Origin of the sequence: Chryseobacterium oryctis, assembly GCF_025971925.1 — a bacterium.
In the GTDB taxonomy this organism is placed as follows: Bacteria; Bacteroidota; Bacteroidia; order Flavobacteriales; family Weeksellaceae; genus Chryseobacterium; species Chryseobacterium oryctis.
Map to the genome: position 1 here is coordinate 77,305 of NZ_JAPDHV010000002.1, position 17,306 is coordinate 94,610.

At 33.0% G+C, this 17,306-nt stretch carries 15 protein-coding genes and 1 pseudogene; 9 read left to right on the forward strand and 7 right to left on the reverse strand.

Annotated elements, in window-relative coordinates:
- Positions 1-57: 57 nt before the first annotated feature.
- From OH806_RS04085 to OH806_RS04095, 3 genes are all read left to right on the forward strand, one after another.
- A complete protein-coding gene (locus tag OH806_RS04085; RefSeq protein ID WP_264742398.1) occupies positions 58-489 on the forward strand; it encodes a hypothetical protein in 432 nt (143 codons plus the stop codon).
- Between the two features lie 33 nt (positions 490-522).
- Entirely contained in the window at positions 523-1,518 is a 996-nt protein-coding gene (locus tag OH806_RS04090; RefSeq protein ID WP_264742399.1) for an aspartate-semialdehyde dehydrogenase, read from the forward strand.
- Between the two features lie 74 nt (positions 1,519-1,592).
- On the forward strand, positions 1,593-2,591 hold the full coding sequence (locus OH806_RS04095) for a cation diffusion facilitator family transporter (RefSeq protein WP_264742400.1): 999 nt from the start codon (positions 1,593-1,595) through the stop codon (positions 2,589-2,591).
- A 40-nt stretch (positions 2,592-2,631) separates the two neighbouring features.
- Here the strand turns inward: OH806_RS04095 and OH806_RS04100 are convergent, their stop codons facing one another.
- Both OH806_RS04100 and xrtF read right to left on the reverse strand, forming a co-directional pair.
- A complete protein-coding gene (locus OH806_RS04100; protein WP_264742401.1) occupies positions 2,632-3,072 on the reverse strand; it encodes an exosortase F system-associated membrane protein in 441 nt (146 codons plus the stop codon).
- The gene (xrtF, locus tag OH806_RS04105) at positions 3,059-3,589 is read right to left on the reverse strand and encodes an exosortase family protein XrtF (protein WP_264742402.1); all 531 of its coding nucleotides are present in this window, start codon (positions 3,587-3,589) and stop codon (positions 3,059-3,061) included. Before xrtF ends, OH806_RS04100 begins: the two co-directional genes overlap by 14 nt.
- 49 nt (positions 3,590-3,638) lie before the next feature.
- On the opposite strand from xrtF, the gene OH806_RS04110 reads away from it, so the two are divergent.
- From OH806_RS04110 to OH806_RS04135, 6 genes are all read left to right on the forward strand, one after another.
- Complete coding sequence (locus tag OH806_RS04110) at positions 3,639-4,655, forward strand: aminoglycoside phosphotransferase family protein (protein WP_264742403.1); 1,017 nt, start codon at positions 3,639-3,641, stop codon at positions 4,653-4,655.
- Positions 4,656-4,717: 62 nt separating this feature from the next.
- A complete protein-coding gene (locus OH806_RS04115) occupies positions 4,718-5,125 on the forward strand; it encodes a GxxExxY protein (protein ID WP_264742404.1) in 408 nt (135 codons plus the stop codon).
- A gap of 70 nt (positions 5,126-5,195) precedes the next feature.
- Positions 5,196-5,612 (forward strand): RapZ C-terminal domain-containing protein, encoded by a 417-nt coding sequence (locus OH806_RS04120; protein ID WP_264742405.1) that lies wholly within the window; start codon positions 5,196-5,198, stop codon positions 5,610-5,612.
- A gap of 41 nt (positions 5,613-5,653) precedes the next feature.
- Positions 5,654-6,367, forward strand: coding sequence for a nucleotidyltransferase family protein (locus OH806_RS04125; protein WP_264742406.1), 714 nt, complete (start codon positions 5,654-5,656; stop codon positions 6,365-6,367).
- 8 nt (positions 6,368-6,375) lie between these two features.
- Positions 6,376-7,128, forward strand: coding sequence for an LOG family protein (locus OH806_RS04130; protein ID WP_264742407.1), 753 nt, complete (start codon positions 6,376-6,378; stop codon positions 7,126-7,128).
- Positions 7,129-7,187: 59 nt separating this feature from the next.
- Positions 7,188-7,658, forward strand: a complete 471-nt coding sequence (locus tag OH806_RS04135; protein WP_264742408.1) for a DUF6702 family protein — start codon at positions 7,188-7,190, stop codon at positions 7,656-7,658.
- 326 nt (positions 7,659-7,984) lie between these two features.
- Here OH806_RS04135 and OH806_RS04140 read toward each other — a convergent pair whose 3' ends face one another.
- The 5 genes and pseudogenes from OH806_RS04140 to OH806_RS04160 form a co-directional block, all read right to left on the reverse strand.
- Complete coding sequence (locus OH806_RS04140; RefSeq protein ID WP_264742409.1) at positions 7,985-8,290, reverse strand: hypothetical protein; 306 nt, start codon at positions 8,288-8,290, stop codon at positions 7,985-7,987.
- An 832-nt stretch (positions 8,291-9,122) separates the two neighbouring features.
- A pseudogene (locus OH806_RS16640) lies at positions 9,123-9,791 on the reverse strand (RHS repeat domain-containing protein); the annotation flags it as partial.
- Between the two features lie 162 nt (positions 9,792-9,953).
- The gene (locus tag OH806_RS04150) at positions 9,954-10,433 is read right to left on the reverse strand and encodes a hypothetical protein (protein ID WP_264742410.1); all 480 of its coding nucleotides are present in this window, start codon (positions 10,431-10,433) and stop codon (positions 9,954-9,956) included.
- Between the two features lie 13 nt (positions 10,434-10,446).
- The gene (locus tag OH806_RS04155; RefSeq protein ID WP_264742411.1) at positions 10,447-13,884 is read right to left on the reverse strand and encodes an RHS repeat-associated core domain-containing protein; all 3,438 of its coding nucleotides are present in this window, start codon (positions 13,882-13,884) and stop codon (positions 10,447-10,449) included.
- Positions 13,885-13,892: 8 nt separating this feature from the next.
- The gene (locus tag OH806_RS04160) at positions 13,893-17,306 is read right to left on the reverse strand and encodes a hypothetical protein (RefSeq protein WP_264742412.1); all 3,414 of its coding nucleotides are present in this window, start codon (positions 17,304-17,306) and stop codon (positions 13,893-13,895) included.

The window sequence follows — 17,306 nt, forward strand, 5'->3', positions numbered from 1 at the left end:
GACTCAACGTCGGGATTTTTGTTATATTTGTATTTAGAAAAAATAGAAACAATAAATATGGATTTTTACAACATTTTACTCAATGCACACAAAGGATTTGGATATCTGGAATTACTTCTGGTATCACTATTTATAATTGCTTTATTAGCAACTATGTTCGGATTCAGTGGAAAAGTGAAAAAGTTTCTAAAGAAAACAACACTTTTTACAATGATCTTTTTCCACATTCAATTTATAGTGGGTATCATTATGCTTATCATTAACTTCACAAAAGGACTGAACATGGGAGCAGTAATGAAAAATGCTGATTTAAGATTCCAATATGTAGAACACCCATTCTCAATGTTAATCGCAGCTGTTTTGATGACTATCATCAACAAAAAAGTAAAGTCAAACGACACAATTTCTTTAGGGATTGTTATTATGGGACTAATTGCGATTGGCTTATTTGCATTCGCGTTCCCTTGGACAAGAGTCTTTGGGGCATAAATATATTAACAAAAATAATTTTTAATTAAATCAATGAAAGTAGCTGTAGTAGGTTCAACAGGAATGGTTGGACAAGTTATGCTGAAAGTTCTCGAGGAGAGAAACTTCCCTGTCACAGAATTAATTCCGGTAGCATCTGAAAAATCTGTTGGTAAGAAGGTGAAGTATAAACAAGACGAATTTACAATCGTAAGCATGAAAGACGCTATAGCTGCCAAACCGGATATTGCAATTTTTTCTGCCGGAGGCTCCACATCTCTTGAGTTCGCTCCTCTTTTTGCAGAAGTAGGAACAACGGTTATCGACAATTCCTCAGCTTGGAGAATGGATCCTACTAAAAAATTAGTTGTTCCTGAAATTAATGCTGATGTTTTAACCAAAGAAGACAAAATTATTGCAAATCCTAATTGTTCAACTATCCAATTAGTAATGGTTTTAGGACCTTTGAACAAAAAATATGATTTAAAAAGAGTAATTGTTTCTACATACCAATCTGTAACTGGGACTGGGAAAGCAGCGGTTGATCAATTAAATGGAGAAATCAACGGTGATGATTCTGTTGTAAAAGTATACCCTTATCAGATTTTCAAAAATGCCCTTCCACATTGTGATGTTTTCGCTGATGATGACTACACAAAAGAAGAAATTAAATTAATGAAAGAACCTAAGAAAATTTTAGGTGATGATACATTTAATTTAACCGCAACAGCAGTAAGAGTTCCTGTACAAGGAGGACACTCTGAAAGTGTAAATATTGAATTTGAAAATGAATTTGACCTTGATGAAGTAAGAAAAATTTTATCTGAAACACCGGGAGTAATTGTAATGGATAATGTAAAAAACAATGAATATCCAATGCCTTTATACTTAGAAGGAAAAGACGAGGTTTATGTAGGAAGAATCAGAAGAGACCTTTCACAACCCAAAACTCTAAACCTTTGGATTGTTGCCGATAACCTTCGAAAAGGAGCAGCTACCAACGCCGTACAAATTGCAGAATACGTAGTAAAAAACAATTTAATAGGATAAACAAAATGCTCACTAAGTGAGCATTTTTTCATTATTAGCCATATCAAACAATCATACCTTTAATTATTTAACTCATGAGTTCTCAAAACATATCCACAGAGAAGAAAAACTTTTCATTTCAGCGAAATGTGGCTATTATCGGGATCATTCTTTTTATCGGAAAACTTATCGCTTGGAGGCTTACCAATTCCAACGCTGTTTTTTCTGATGCAATGGAAAGCATTGTAAACATTATTGCCGCTTTTATGGGACTTTACTCATTATATTTAGCTGCAAAACCAAAAGATGAAGACCATCCTTACGGACACGGAAAAGTAGAATTTATTACCTCAGGAATTGAAGGTGCTTTAATTATTTTTGCAGGTATCATCATTATTGTACAGGCTGTCAATTCATTATTAAGCAAAAGCGTTCCTTCAAAATTAGATTGGGGAATGATAATCGTTGGGATAACAGCTATTATCAACTATATTTTAGGATATATTTCTTACAAAAAAGGAATTAAAGAAAATTCTCTTGTATTACAAAGCTCAGGAAAACACCTTCAGTCAGATACTATTACTACACTTGGCGTTGTAATAAGTTTGATTATCGTATATTTTACTAAAATTTATTGGATAGATTCTGTTGTAGCCATTATTTTTGGAACATACATCATCTTTATCGGATATAAAATCATTCGAAAATCTTTGAGCGGAATTATGGACGAACAAGATCCAGACTTGCTCAACAATATCATTAAAGTTCTCGAAGAAAACAGACACATAGAATGGATAGACGTACATAATATGAAAATTCAGCAATTTGGCTCTTCTCTTCATATCGATGCGCACATTACCCTTCCTTGGTATTACAGCCTTCGCGAAGCTCATAATGAGATGGAAAAAATGATTCTTTTATTAGCAAAACATACGAAAAGAAGCGTAGAATTTAATTTCCATATGGATGATTGCAAACCTATTTCATGTTCTATTTGTCAAATTACCAACTGTCCCGTTCGTGAAAACGATTTCATAAAAAAAGTAGCTTGGACACCTGAAAATGTAACAAGTACAGATAAACATACAATTTAAGTAAAACACATGAAATAGCCTTATTAATTATAGTTTAAGGCTAATTCTTTCCTCTTTTTTCAACTTGTTGTCTGTAATAGAACATAGGAATAATCAAAAGTAAAATTAAAGGCTGAATCACAAATCTTCTCATATAAAAAGAAAGTAAATAGCCAATTTCAAACTTATCATATACGCAATAAAGATAAATAGGAAAGGTTATTAAAAAAATTATCGTGATTAATATAGCTCCCTGAACCGTCCATTGTTTATTTTTAAATATAAAATGAATGACAAGGCAAGAGAAAAATAAATTTAAAATAAACCTGAAAAGGTGACCAATTATTAATTTCCCCCATTCAAAAACAGGAAAAGCAATTTCTTTATTTGCCTCATGAAAATAATTCAAGAAAGGATCATAAAAAATTTTGTCTTCAAGCATTCTGACACTTATAAGTCCAAAAAGTCCGATTATAACCAAAAACCAATTAAGAATCTTCATTTTTTAAAGCAAAAAATTTAATCCAAACTAACCAAAGTAATACAACTGTCCCGTAAATAACTGCAGGAAAAACATAATCATGAGCAATTTTACCATAGTCTTTATAGTCGGTCATTACAATATTTAAGCCTGTAATTCTTAGCAAATTCATAATATAAAGTACCAGAATTCCTAAAAAGGCAAAAACAAAAGTTTTAGTTCCTTTATAAAAAGCAAAAATGAAAGCCAAAAACAAGATCATTACCGAAATCGCGTTACAACCTTCCACCATTCTTGTTGCATAATCATTTTTCACATAAAACCAAACCTGTTCACTCTTCACATCATCATACAATTGAGTAGGATAACGCATAGAATTTTGAATAAAACACACCTGTTCTCCAATAATTCTTGAGTAAGGATCCAGCCCCGTTTCTTTGAATGAATTCAGATAAAACTGGTAGCCAAAAAGCAACACCAGATAAATAACAATGAAACGTAATAAAATTCCTAAAACAGGCTTAAAATCCTTTAGCATAATACAAAGATAGAAATTAGCCCGTAAATTACTATATTTGTTTTCTACTATGATTTCTGAATACGCACAAAGATTTTTTGAAAATTATACAGGTAAAAAATCATCTGAATTTATAACATTAGCTCAAAGCGGTTCTGCGAGAGTAAATTTTTTGGCTAAAACCGAAAACCAAAAGTATATTATTACTTACAACGAAAATATACCTGAGAACGAAAGTTTTGTTTATTATTCCGAAATTTTCTCAGCATTGCAGCTAAACACTCCTACTATTTTCAAAATTTCTGACGATAAAAAAATATATATTCAAGAATTTTTAGGAGAAAATACTCTTTCTGAAATTATTTCAAATGAAGGTCTCTCTGAGAATATAAAGTCTTTAGTTAAACAAACTTTAGAAAAACTATTTAAACTACAGATTGAGACTCAGCATAAAATAGATTTCTCAAAGACTTTTGAATATGAAAAATATGACGAGCTTCCTGTAATGCACGATTTATATTATTTCAAAAATTTCGTGGCTGATGTTCTTGAACTTGAATATCACAAGTCTACCCTATTAAAAGAATTCAAAAAAATAGTACACCTTATCGAAAACCTTGAACCAAAAGGCATCATGATTCGTGATTTTCAGGCAAGAAACATCATGGTAAATGATGAAAACCAAGTTTCTTTCATTGATTATCAATCTGCAATGGAAGGACCTTTGATGTATGATGTCATTTCATTTTTATTTCAGGCAAAAGCAAATTTTCCGGAAGATTTCAAAAATGAGATGCTAAATTTTTACATTAATCAGTTTGAAAACGAACAGATAAAACTTCAACTAAAAAACTCGGTTAAGCCGATTCAATTGATGAGATTTTTACAGGTTTTAGGCGCTTATGGATTTAGAGGGCTTATTCAGAGAAAACAACACTTCATTTCAAGCATTGAAAAAGGAATTGAAAATATTACTCAATTTGCTCAAAATTGGGAAAATATGAAAGATTATCCCGAACTTAAAAAGGTTATTCAACAATTAAGTTTAGAGAATACTAATTTGAAAATTAAAGAGACTTTAAAATAGATAACTAAATAAACATTAAGGCATTAAGATTATTAAGCTCTTTCAGCAAAATTAAGAATATTATGTACACAAGAAAATATGTTACACAATTATCATATGAAATTACGGGCTTTGCAATAAAAGTTCACAAAAATCTTGGTCCAGGTTTATTGGAAAGCATTTATGAAGAATGTTTAAAATTTGAATTAGAACGCAATGGTTACAATGTAAAACAACAGATTTGCGCGCCGGTAATTTATGATACTTTATTGTTGGAAACCAATCTTCGTGTTGATTTATTGGTCAATGATTTAGTTGTTGAAGAGTTAAAAACAGTGAATGAACTCTTGCCCGTACACCAAGCACAATTATTGACTTACATGAAAATTCTAGAAAAACCACAGGGATTATTAATCAATTTTTTCACAGAAAATATAACAAAATCTATGAAGCCTTTGGTAAACGAATACTTTAATCTCTTATCAGAATAGCACCTTAATTTTCTTAATATCTTAATGGTAAAATTTTAATTAAATAATAACTACAAAACGAATAAATAATATGCTACACATAGATATACACAGCTTTTCATATAAAAAAGGAGGAATTCCTAACGATGAATCAGGAAATGGCGGCGGATTTGCTTTCGATTGCAGAGGAATTTTGAATCCCGGAAGAATTGAAGAATATAAAAGCCAAACAGGAAATGACATTGGCGTTCAGGAATATCTTGAAACAAAAACCGAAATGCCGAAGTTTTTAGAACTTGTAAAAAGTATTGTTTCTATTAATATCAACAACTATTTAGAGAGAGGTTTTGAAAACCTGCAAATCAACTTTGGCTGTACTGGAGGGCAACACAGGTCTGTGTATTCTGCCATAAAGATTGCCGAATTCATTAAGGAAAAATATCCTGAAGGAACAAAAATCAGTATTCATCACGACGAGCAACCTCAATTAAATGTAAATAATAATTAATTTTTTCATTTAATTATCATTTTTTCACTTATTATAAATATATGAAGGCTCTTATTTTCGCAGCAGGAAAAGGAACTAGACTGAAACCTTTTACGGATCATCATCCGAAGGCGTTAGCCGTTGTAAACGGAGTTCCGCTTTTGGAAAGAAACATAAAATATCTGAAAAGTTTCGGAATAAAAGATTTTGTGATCAATATTCACCATTTCGGAAATCAGATTGTTGAATTTCTAAAGAAAAATAACAATTTCGACTGCAATATCGAAATCTCTGACGAAACCAATGAACTCCTTGAAACCGGAGGTGGTTTGATTTTTGCAAGAAAATTTCTGGATCACGGAGAAGACTTCCTGATTATGAATGCCGATATTTTAACGGAGATTAATATCAATGCACTGGTAGAATACCATAAAAAGATAAAAGATTTTGCTACTTTAGCCGTTTCGGACAGGGAAAGCTCCAGAAAACTATTATTCAACGATGAAATGGTTTTAAGAGGCTGGCTCAATGTACAAACCGGAGAACAAAGACTTGCCGAATTCAACAAAGGATTCAAAGCATTAGCTTTCAGTGGTGTACATTGTATAAACCCGATGATTTTTAATAAAATAAAAAGAACGGGAAAATTCTCTGTCATGGAAGAGTATCTAGACCTTATGCAAACCGAACATATTCACGGTTTTTTGCATAAAAGTATCTTAATAGATGTAGGAAGACCAGAATCTGTAATAGAGGCTGAAAAATATTTTAAATAAATTTTGCAATGGAAATCGAAGGAACGATAAATGAAAGTTCAGTAAATCCTGAAGTTGATGTCAATGAAACAAAACTACAAAACAGTTTAAGACAAAAAAACTGGGACGAAACCATTACCAAAGATAGCTGGATGGTTTTCAAAGTAATGGCCGAGTTTGTAAATGGCTATGAAAAGATGGTGGAAAGCGGTCCCTGCGTTTCAATATTCGGTTCTGCAAGACTGAAACCCGAAAGCAAATACTACGAAATGGCTGTAGAAATTGCAGAAAAAATCACTAAAATAGGTTTCGGAATTATTACCGGTGGAGGTCCCGGAATTATGGAAGCAGGAAATAAAGGAGCTTTCAACACTCAAAGCAGATCAATCGGTTTAAATATTGATTTACCGTTTGAGCAACATTTCAATCCGTATATCAACAAAGCCTATTCCATGAATTTTGATTACTTTTTTGTCAGAAAGGTAATGTTTGTGAAATATTCTCAAGGTTTTATTGTAATGCCCGGAGGTTTTGGAACTTTAGATGAGTTTACGGAAGCTTTAACCTTGATTCAGACTAACAAAATCGGAAGATTCCCAATCGTATTGGTCGGCTCTGAATTTTGGGGTGGATTATTGGATTGGTTTAAGACAACTCTGTTAAAAGAGGGAATGATTTCTGAGAACGATCTTGAATTATACAGAATTGTTGACACCGCAGATGAGGCGGTAGCACACATTAAGGCTTTTTATGATAAATATTCTGTGAATGTAAACTTCTAATTGGCATATTATTTGTGACTTATAAATAACAAAGCATGATTGTAAATTTATTAATTAAGATGAAAAAACTTTTCTATATATCAGGATTTTTAACACTTTTTATGTTAATGAGTTTTATGTATGTAGACTTTTTCTCTTCAATGACCAAAGTAGATTATATTGATGGAAGTAAGACGTTGAAGTTTACTACAAAAATGAACACAAGTCATATTTCAGATGCCATTAAAATAAACCCTAATACTGCAGGATTTGAAGCTGAAGTGAAGAAATACGTAAATAATAACTTCGATGTGTATGTCAACGGCTCACCGAAAACGATGACCTTTACGGGAAGTCAGGTAAGCGGAGAAACGGTTTGGGTATATTTTGAAACAAGCGGTGTTTCGGATATCAGTACCTTAAAAATAAAAAATACGATACTTCTAAGTGCTTTTCCTAAGCAAATTAACTTGGTTAATATAGCTTACAAAGGAAGTCAGAAAACAATGAATTTCCAACGAGGAAAAGAAGTAAATGAAGTTTCTTTTTAAAAACGTTCAATTTGAATTACAACGAGGCTGTCTCAAAAGTGAGACAGCCTCTTATTTTTATTCATTCAAAGTCGGGAGACTTTGCGTAGCGGGATATTGAATCCGCAACCACCAACATTGAACTTAAAACCACCATCACTAAATTTGAAACACTAATAATGATATTCAGTTATTTAGGCATCCTATTTTCTCATAAAATAACCAAAGGCAGGGATTACCTGCCTTTGGTTTTGATTATTTAATTTGGAATTTTATTTGATTTTCAGTTAGTTAATGTTTTGGAATATCACCATCACTAACTTTGGAACATGACCCAGCGGGGGTTATTATTTACATCGTGCAATATCTTGATAATATCTTCTATTTTTAAACTCTACAACATAATCATCTTTAGATTTACAATACATTTTTTTATATTTTTTCACATCTAAATTAGAAATCTTAATTATTAAATAGTTCGTGTCAGAAAACAAACCTTTATTAAGTGGAATACTATAATTATATGTCTTAATATTTTGATTGTTATCAAATCCTTGATAATTAAAATTCAGCACACTATTTTCTTTAAAAATGTCATTATTAGCAATTTCTATTCCTGGATAATAATTAACTTTATATTCTTCTTTAGACATATTTTGACTGAATGTTAAACTTAAAGAATTCGTAATAATTTCATCATTTATCATTATTATTAAGTTAATATTATTTTTATTCTGACCATACACAAAGAAAGATGTAATTACAGACAAAATAAATATCAATAACTTAAGGTTTAATTTGTGCATTTTCATAACTAGATAATATTTTATTAACTGTTGAGGATTCTATTGTCATTGTTTGATTTCCATTTCTATCATAAAAAACCGCACCTTGTCTGTTATTAGGATTAGTAAAAGTCCCATCAGAATTTATCTGCACCGTCTTTCTTTCAATATTACCAGCTATAATACTCGTATCTCTTCTCGTAAAATCACTCCTATCAGCACCAGAAGGCTCTGTAGCAGTAAAAGTATAAGTAGTAAATTGTCCTTCTTTGCCCGCGCTTTCTACTATTGTTTTTGTAGGATGAGTATGTAATACAATATCTGATGTTATATTATTTTTTATACCTTGTTGTGTTACAAAATCAAAACCATTTACTTCTCCTCCTGCAACACCATTACTAATAGACACCTTTCCTCCTGTTGTAAACGTACTTCTACCTGCCGTTAAATCAATATCTGCTCTAACTTCATGAAGTCCTCCTTGTGAATCGGGACTAATTGAATGGTTAGAAGGAGAGTTGGTCATTTTTAGAGCCGTTGAAATTGCACTTAAAGAAGCTAAACCTCCAGAAATTTCTTGTCTAGCAGCTGTTAAAAAATCCTTTTTACCTCCTTGACTTATATATATTTTTCCATCATTAATTCCATCACTTCCTAAATATTTACCTGAGGTTCCAAAAAAGTCTCCGAAAGGAGCTCTACCATCCGGATCAATAAATCTTATAGGATTATTAAACGCATAATTATAGGGCGACCATCTTCTCATCTTTTCCGTCAGCGGATCTACAACTCCCCATCTTCCAATATCCGGCATATAAAATCTTGCACCATAATCATACATTCCTGTCTCCTGAAGCTCCTTTCCGTTGTATTTATGCTGATAGCTCGAGTTCCCTGCCAATGCATTGTATCCTTCATGTTTTAACCCGAATGGATAATAATTGTTTTCTTCAAGAACTTCTGCGCCGTTGCCATTGTTTAGGTAACTTAATCTTACATTTCCTAAATGGTCTACATAATTGTAAATATACTTATTTTTTACAAAATCAAAATAGCCTTCAGAAGTTGGCACGAATTGCATGGTAAATATGCCATTCGTTAAGGCTTCATACTGAAATCCGTCCAAATAGTCAATAGTTTTCTTTATGTAAATAGAATTTTCACTATATCTGTATTCCTTTCTTCGCTTAGTTCCATCTGCTCCGTAATAGTAAGTAAGATTTACATTTTGCCAAACCCCTCTTGTGTAGTATTGCTGATCAAACATTATGAACTGTGGTAAATTCAGATGATTATAATCAATCTGCAAAATACCTTTATCTTCGTGAGAAATCATATTTCCGTTACTATCATACGGAATTGTAATTCCTGATGTATCTGGAATGATTCTCAATCATTTAAGGATGTTTTTTCCGCTAAAATAACCAAAAGCAGGAATAACCTGCTTTTGGTTTTAATTATTCAACTTGAATTTTAACTGGGTTTCAATAAGTTAAGGACTTAAAATATTGTCATCACTAAATTTGATACATTACCCGATTTTATAGGTTTTCATATCATTAGATAGTTTTTTGTAGAATATAGAATTAAATTCCGTTTCCTTTAAACATTCAATATCAATGGAGTATTCTTTTTCTATCAATTTATTACTCTCTTCTTTATTAATAATATTAATTATTAACAATCTTCCATCCACAACTTGACAATCAGGTAATCTATATTGTTTAAAATCTTTTTGTATTAACCATTCTAAATTAGAATCGTTAAGAGGATATGAGTTTAGAGATTTTTTTTTGCCTTGAATTAAGGAGTATATAGTTATCATATTTGATGAATATGTCCAAATATATGATACATTTCCTCCTGGAGCAATCAATTCAAATACATTTCCATTTTTTTTAAGCATTTTATTTAACAACCTCTTATTGGTAGAAAATCGCTGACTTTCTTTTTTTTGGCTATAACTCAAAGAAAACACTATTGTACAAAATATTAATAATAATTTTTTCATAAGATTTTACTCATTACTTAATTAAAGACATTACATAGTTTACCGTTGTTGCTACCCCAGCCACTACTAAATCATTATAATTTACAGTAACAATAGTACTTCTACTATTATAGTATGTTACATCATTAGTCTTAGTACCTATAACAAAACTATTGCCAGTATATCCATCCTCTTGGAGACCTCTTTGAAATGATTTATCCGCATCAGAGGGAGTAGAAAAACCTAAATCTACAGGTAACTGCGATAATTCATTTAAAGTTACATTAGGATGAGTGTGCCACAATATTTCTAAATTTGAAAGATTATCTGGCCTAACATTCTGTCTCCCAACTCTAAAAGGATTCATAGAAGCCTCTGTAACAACCTTTCCATTTTCCATTTTTTGTTTTGCTGCAGGTCCTTGATCACTTCGTATAACTTTTTCGTCTCCTTTGTAAGCAAATCCGCCATTTTCACGACCAGATTTTCTTGTTTCTTCAACAGATTGCACGACAGCACCAAGTCTATTTCCTGTAGGAATACGTACTACATTACTACTTTCAGACAAATCACCTTTATAAGTTTCCCCTTTTTTAGTTGCTGCTTCTACATTCTTTCTTACACTTCCTGTTACAATATAAGCAGCTCCCGTATTTTTACCATCGTCTCCGATTAACTTAAGTCTATTACTAAACGTACCAGCTTTACCATAAATAGGATCCATCACCTGCCTTCCATCCGGATCAATAAACCTAATTGGGTTATTTACAGCATAAGTATATGTAGAATGTCTACGATATTTCTCCGCCAACGGATCTACAACACCCCATCTTCCCAAGTCAGGCATATAAAATCTTGCGCCATAATCATACATTCCTGTCTCCTGAAGCTCCTTTCCGTTGTATTTATGCTGATAGCTCGAGTTCCCTGCCAATGCATTATATCCTTCATGTTTTAACCCGAATGGATAATAATTGTTTTCTTCAAGAACTTCTGCGCCGTTGCCATTGTTTAGGTAACTTAATCTTACATTTCCTAAATGATCTACATAATTGTAAATATACTTATTTTTTACAAAATCAAAATACCCTTCGGAAGTTGGTACGAATTGTAACATTGCCGAAAATGACCCACTCCCTCCCGAGCTAGACTCATATTGAAAACCTTCAAGATATTCTATTGTCTTTGTTCTTAATGAATTGACAATTATCCAGTCTCTGTAAGTGTAATTTTTCGTAATTTTTGTTCCGTCTGCTCTGTAATTATAAGTTGTGTTTACATATTGTTTCCCCCCTTTTCTATCTATATAATCATTAAACTTAATATACTTCGGAAGATTCAGATGATTATAATCAATCTGCAAAATACCTTTATCTTCGTGAGAAATCATATTTCCGTTACTATCATACGGAATTGTAATTCCTGATGTATCTGGATATCCCTGATAATTCTGTGAAGCATCCGTCACAGAGTTCAATCTGTTACCTGAATAAGTATAATATAATTGATCTATCTGTATCGGTCCGTTTCCATCTATACCTCCATAACGATCTAGTCGGGTAATGTTTCCATTCAGGTCGTATTGCACCCATTCGTTATAAGCACTCGTCACTACCACAGATGCATCAGGTTTTAAATATATCGCATGTTGCAATCGGTTGAGAGAATCATATAAATAATTATATCTTCTTCGTTGTCCGTCTGTGGCTGCTTTCCAGTCTATTTCGGAAATATTTCCGTTGAATTTTCCTGGATACAGTCCGCTTACAGGATTATTATACCTCATTTCATATCCGAAAAGTTTTCCGTTCAGGTTTGAAGGGTCATTAATTTTGGTCATCCAACCTCGGATGTTGTATTGATAATCGATGCTTTGGAGGGGAGAAGCAGTGTTTGTTCCTCCCACTTTTTTGTTTTTTAGCTGAGAAAGTTCATTGTATTCATTTTGAGCCAAAATCTCTTCAGGATTACTGTCAACCTGATGTTTATGAACCAATAATCTATTCTGATTATCATAGCTAAAAGTCTCTGTAATGATTCTTTCCGTATCGGTATTCAGTCTTTTGTGGTAGGTTTTGGTCTGCTTTGCCAAACCTGAAAAATCAAGCTGGGATTCCGTTTTGGTGTAACCTCCCAAATGATTGATGGAATGCGTGCCTATCACTCTTCCTTTGGTGTCGTAATAGGAATAATTCTTCGTCCAGTTATCATCTTCGATGTTTTTCACCAAACTCATCACAGGGAGACTTTTAGTACTTAAACCTTGTGCATCAACACTCTCCGTCAACACAGTCTGCCCCTGAATTGTTGTCGGAAACGTGGGATTGAAGCCGTATGATGGGTAGGTGTCGTAGTAATTAACTGTCAATATTTTTTCAAGAGAACTAAAATAATTATTGGTGTACTGCACCTGCATTCCATCTTGAGTAAACCCAGAATTATGTCTACTCTCTACAATAACTAAATTTCCTGCCTGAGATTGCATATTCGTTCTACTTCCTCCCGAAATGATTGAGGTATAGACCACTCTTCCAAACGTATCATATTTGGTCATCAGCCATTTTCCCTGTACTTCAAGATTTGCATCCTGCGTTAAAATCAGTCTATCAGCTTTATCATACACCATATATTCCCAGCCTTTCCCGGGAAGTTTCTTCTCTACCAAACGGTTTTTGCCGTCATAGCGGTATTGATAATACAAATTTTCAACAGTAGAAGCTTCTACACTAGGAGCCGAAGCTAATGGGGGAATCACAAAAGCCAACTGGTCATATTCATTGTAAACATAATAAGTATCGGCATTTTCTGTAGAATTTAATACTTTTCTCACCAACAGAACCTGACCTTTTCCGTTTTTAAATTCAATCGTCTTGTTTCCGTCTTCGTCCGTTACCGTATTTTTATACAATTGGTTAGGTGAAAAATATTGGAGTAACTGAACAGAAGTTTCCGTTCTGCCTTCAACCCATGTTGTGGAGGTTTCATATTTTCTTACATAATCTTCCGTAATATTGGCGTCATAATCGAACTTTACGGGTTTATTCGTCCAGTCGTTTCCCACCTGAATCTGTTGCTGGATTCTGTCTAACGGAGAATTTTCCAAGACTTTTTCGGCAAAAATCTTCTCTCCTCCGTAAACTGAAGAAGCATTTCCCAAAGGATTTGGAACAATCGCACCATTCAGCGTTCCTGATTGAGGGATGGGTAAATAATCTTTCACCTGTCTCCCGAATTGGTCGTATTCTATATGCGTTACCACATCTTTTCCCGTGGGTGAAGCTTTTACATTCACTACCTGTTTTGGCCTGCCCAAACCATCAAAATACTGAACCGTTTCTGAGGTTTTAGTGGGAGTCGTTCCGTTATAATCTAAATACGTTTTCGAATAAACATAATTTTCTGTAGGGCTCAGCTGAGCTTCTGCCATTCCTGAAAACAGTAAGGCTCCCAGCGGAATTAATATCTTTTTCATGATTTGTGTTAGTTTTTGTAGTTGTATTGATATTCTTTGATGATTCTGCCTGTCTGATTGTTTTCTCTCACTTCTTTTAATCGGTTGGCTGAATCATACAAATAAACTTCCCTGATTCCCGATGGTGGAGTGATGCTTCTAACTCCGATTAACGGATCATAAGTATAAGTCGTGACTTGGGCATTTGGTAAATTATCTTTAAATGTCTTTAAAGCGTTTAAAAGTGCAGTCTCATCATTATTTGCTCCCGCTAAAGCATCTGCATCGGAAGCAGAAACGATTGATGAAATTAAGCCGGATACCTGTGCATACGTTGCGCCTTCTATTTTTGCAATGGGCTGGGTTTGATTATAACCCCAAACAATAGCCACCGGAATTCCGTCTTTTGTCGTGTATTGTTCCAGATTTCCTTTGTTGTCGTATCTATCGTAAGTGACTTCCGTGGATTCGTTGTTTTGTAAATCGTAGGATTTTACAGAACTTGGGAATAAATTCAACGGATTATCATATCTAGTTTCTACCTTTGAAATGGTTTTTGAATTCTTCTTAACCTCTGTTTCTAAAGGTATACCTATCATATGAGCGTTGATTAGTTTCTGGTTGCCTTTCTCGTGTGCGTATTTATAGGATGCTACATTGGAATTACCATCCGAAAAGAGCTGCGTTACCGATGTTGGATAATCCAAGCTATTGTACAATGTATTGGTTGTTGCAGATACAGAGCTTTGAACACCATTCTTGTAAAAATAGAATGTTTCAATTTTTTGACTAGGCAAGGTAATTCCGAACTTTTCAAAAGTTTTATAAGGACTTGCCAAGTTACAATTTCCACCATGATTTTGAAGATCTGGACATCCTGCATATGAAAAAGCTTCAGCAATCATATTATTAGCATAAACATCTTTTAGCTTTACTCCATCAGTTTTTTCGTATGATGTACTAGCATAATCATTAATAGTTTCTTCAAGAATATTATTAGAATCATCAAATTTTTTTTCAGATATAAGCTGACCTCGTAGATAATCCTGATTGGGAATAGGAATAGGTTGAAGTGATATGAAAACAGTTCCTTCATTCGGATAGTCAATTGGTGATCTGAACTTATATTCAGTTCTTCCTTTTTTATTGTTGTTACTGTCTACTTGTTCTACAGTAACATACTTATATCCAACATCACCACCTTGTGTTTTTTGTACAGGTAGAATATTGTAATCGGTTGTTATGTCAAACTCTGCACTATACCTTATAGATGGACTAGAAATTTTATTTTGAAATGAATATCCTTCTGTTAATTTAAAAATTGGTTTAGGAAAAACTAAAGCACCACTGCTTCTTTGAGGATTCTCTATATTATGATAACTATAATTAAGATTTTTTGCTGGCGTAAGGGAATTATTAATATCAAAATATTTGATTTCAGCAATCCGAATTCCTCCACCATTCTTAACAATAAAACTGTTAAAAACTCTATCTTTTGTATGAGCTGTAAGATAATATGAAATTGGCTTTGTTGTCATTCCATGACTTCCACTTAGTGATATATAATAAGTACCAGGATCTAAGACCGATGTAGTTATGCGATCTATTTCAGTGATTGGAGAACCGTCGATTCCTAAATTTTGATTTGGGCAAGCTGGACCACCTGTACTAATACATGACTGCCAACTCATTCCAAATTGATCTACTGGAGCAGAAAATGTATTATCTAGATTTTTTTTATATATCTTAAAATTCCAATTGCTATAAATCAAATTAATCAAATCAAGATGCAAAGTAACCTTTTGTGGACTTTGTATTGTAAAGAACTCAATTTTATTCATGTCATTGAATGTATTAAGTTCCCATGATTGGAAAGTATTTTCTACATCAACCCACTCTCCTGTAAGAGGTTCCATGACAACATTTTCATTAGGAAGGTAGCTGTACTCATTCTCTTCGAAAATAAACTCAACTTTTCCTTTGGTAGGATAGGTAATTGATTTAAGAACGTCGGTTGTTATTAAAGGCGTTAAACTTAGACCCTCTGCTATTTTGTAATATCCCCAGTCATCTTTATCTAAAACAGAGGAGTTTTGATAATAATCCAGATTATATTCAGAATTACCATTATTAGAACTAATTTTAATAACTTTTTTAAGTAATAATTTTTTCAGCTCTTCGAATCCTGTAAACGTCTTAAAATTAACATTTGAATAATCATAATCAAAAGTAAATTTCTCAACATACTGACTTAGGCTTTGCCCTAATAAATTTGATTGAACGGATTTTAATTTAAAAAGGTTTTGCGGCTCCAGATAATTTGAATCTTGCCTTCCCTGTTCATAATTAAGATATATCGTTGCTTTACCATTAACAATAATACTGGTAAGCAACTTCGTCTGGGAAGTCGTATAGACAGTTTGACTTTCAAGCGAGCCTGGCAAGCTACCGTCAGGATCTTGCGTTTGCCCTGTATCCCAATGTGAGTTGTTAACATAACTTACATTCCTTGCCAGTCTTCGGGTAGTTGTGGGCGTATCTTTGTATTTTACTATTGAAGAGAGATCGTAATTAAACTGAACTAAATTTGTATTATTTTGATCATTAATTTGCACCAAATGGAAAGATGTAAAATAATCACCTATTTCCATACTTGGACTTAAATCACCACTTCCGTTTATTAACCCCACTTTCACCGTAGTTATGTCTTTCTGAGATCTTTCCTTACCATCAAATACATATTTAATTCCTTTATCGTCTGTGATCGTAAAAGATAATATTGCACCATAATTATCAATTGTTCCACAAGTGATCTTTAGGTTATTCTTGTCCAATTTTTCAACTGAATAGCTTCCATCAGTGTTTTTAACAACAAAAAACCTTCCAGAATGACCCGCAAAATTGTATTGATATAGGTCATATTCAGTATCATATCTTCCTAGCCCGGCATAAAAAGTGTAATCGCTAAAGTTAAATGAATTATCATTATTAATGATTTTATAAGTTGGATTCTGTATATGGTTATAAATTCCAAACTTCGATTTAGGGGGAGTAGAAAAAGCTATCGTCCTGTTCTTCTCATCTGGACCTCCACCTCTAACAGTTCTGATAATGCTCCCACCAGCAATTAAGCTCCATCCTAATCCTGTTTCTCCTGATCTATCTTCGGGTTTAGCGTTTAGCGTGTGATATTTAAGCTGTACATTTACTGCAACATCCTTATTACTGGTCGGAATATTAAATATTGGAATATTAATATCCGGCACACCTGTATAGTAACTTACAGGAACTTCTTCGAATTTCATTAAATTATTTGCGGTCGGAGCTGCAGCAAACATTTCGTTAATATTTCCTACATAACTTTTACTTTCGTTTTGTGATAATTGAGCTTTTGCATTACAAATACTTACAAGTAATATAATAACAGATATATAATTTTTCAT

Excerpts from the sequence above, each read along its gene's own strand:
- OH806_RS04130 (WP_264742407.1), top strand. The coding sequence starts at position 6,376 with ATGGAAATCGAAGGAACGATAAATGAAAGTTCAGTAAATCCTGAAGTT.
- OH806_RS04090 (WP_264742399.1), top strand. The coding sequence starts at position 523 with ATGAAAGTAGCTGTAGTAGGTTCAACAGGAATGGTTGGACAAGTTATG.
- OH806_RS04115 (WP_264742404.1), top strand. The coding sequence starts at position 4,718 with ATGTACACAAGAAAATATGTTACACAATTATCATATGAAATTACGGGC.
- OH806_RS04150 (WP_264742410.1), bottom strand. The coding sequence starts at position 10,433 with ATGAAAAAATTATTATTAATATTTTGTACAATAGTGTTTTCTTTGAGT.
- OH806_RS04100 (WP_264742401.1), bottom strand. The coding sequence starts at position 3,072 with ATGAAGATTCTTAATTGGTTTTTGGTTATAATCGGACTTTTTGGACTT.
- OH806_RS04125 (WP_264742406.1), top strand. The coding sequence starts at position 5,654 with ATGAAGGCTCTTATTTTCGCAGCAGGAAAAGGAACTAGACTGAAACCT.
- OH806_RS04160 (WP_264742412.1), bottom strand. The coding sequence starts at position 17,306 with ATGAAAAATTATATATCTGTTATTATATTACTTGTAAGTATTTGTAAT.
- OH806_RS04120 (WP_264742405.1), top strand. The coding sequence starts at position 5,196 with ATGCTACACATAGATATACACAGCTTTTCATATAAAAAAGGAGGAATT.
- OH806_RS04095 (WP_264742400.1), top strand. The coding sequence starts at position 1,593 with ATGAGTTCTCAAAACATATCCACAGAGAAGAAAAACTTTTCATTTCAG.
- OH806_RS04110 (WP_264742403.1), top strand. The coding sequence starts at position 3,639 with ATGATTTCTGAATACGCACAAAGATTTTTTGAAAATTATACAGGTAAA.
- xrtF (WP_264742402.1), bottom strand. The coding sequence starts at position 3,589 with ATGCTAAAGGATTTTAAGCCTGTTTTAGGAATTTTATTACGTTTCATT.
- OH806_RS04135 (WP_264742408.1), top strand. The coding sequence starts at position 7,188 with ATGAAAAAACTTTTCTATATATCAGGATTTTTAACACTTTTTATGTTA.
- OH806_RS04085 (WP_264742398.1), top strand. The coding sequence starts at position 58 with ATGGATTTTTACAACATTTTACTCAATGCACACAAAGGATTTGGATAT.
- OH806_RS04155 (WP_264742411.1), bottom strand. The coding sequence starts at position 13,884 with ATGAAAAAGATATTAATTCCGCTGGGAGCCTTACTGTTTTCAGGAATG.
- OH806_RS04140 (WP_264742409.1), bottom strand. The coding sequence starts at position 8,290 with ATGTCTAAAGAAGAATATAAAGTTAATTATTATCCAGGAATAGAAATT.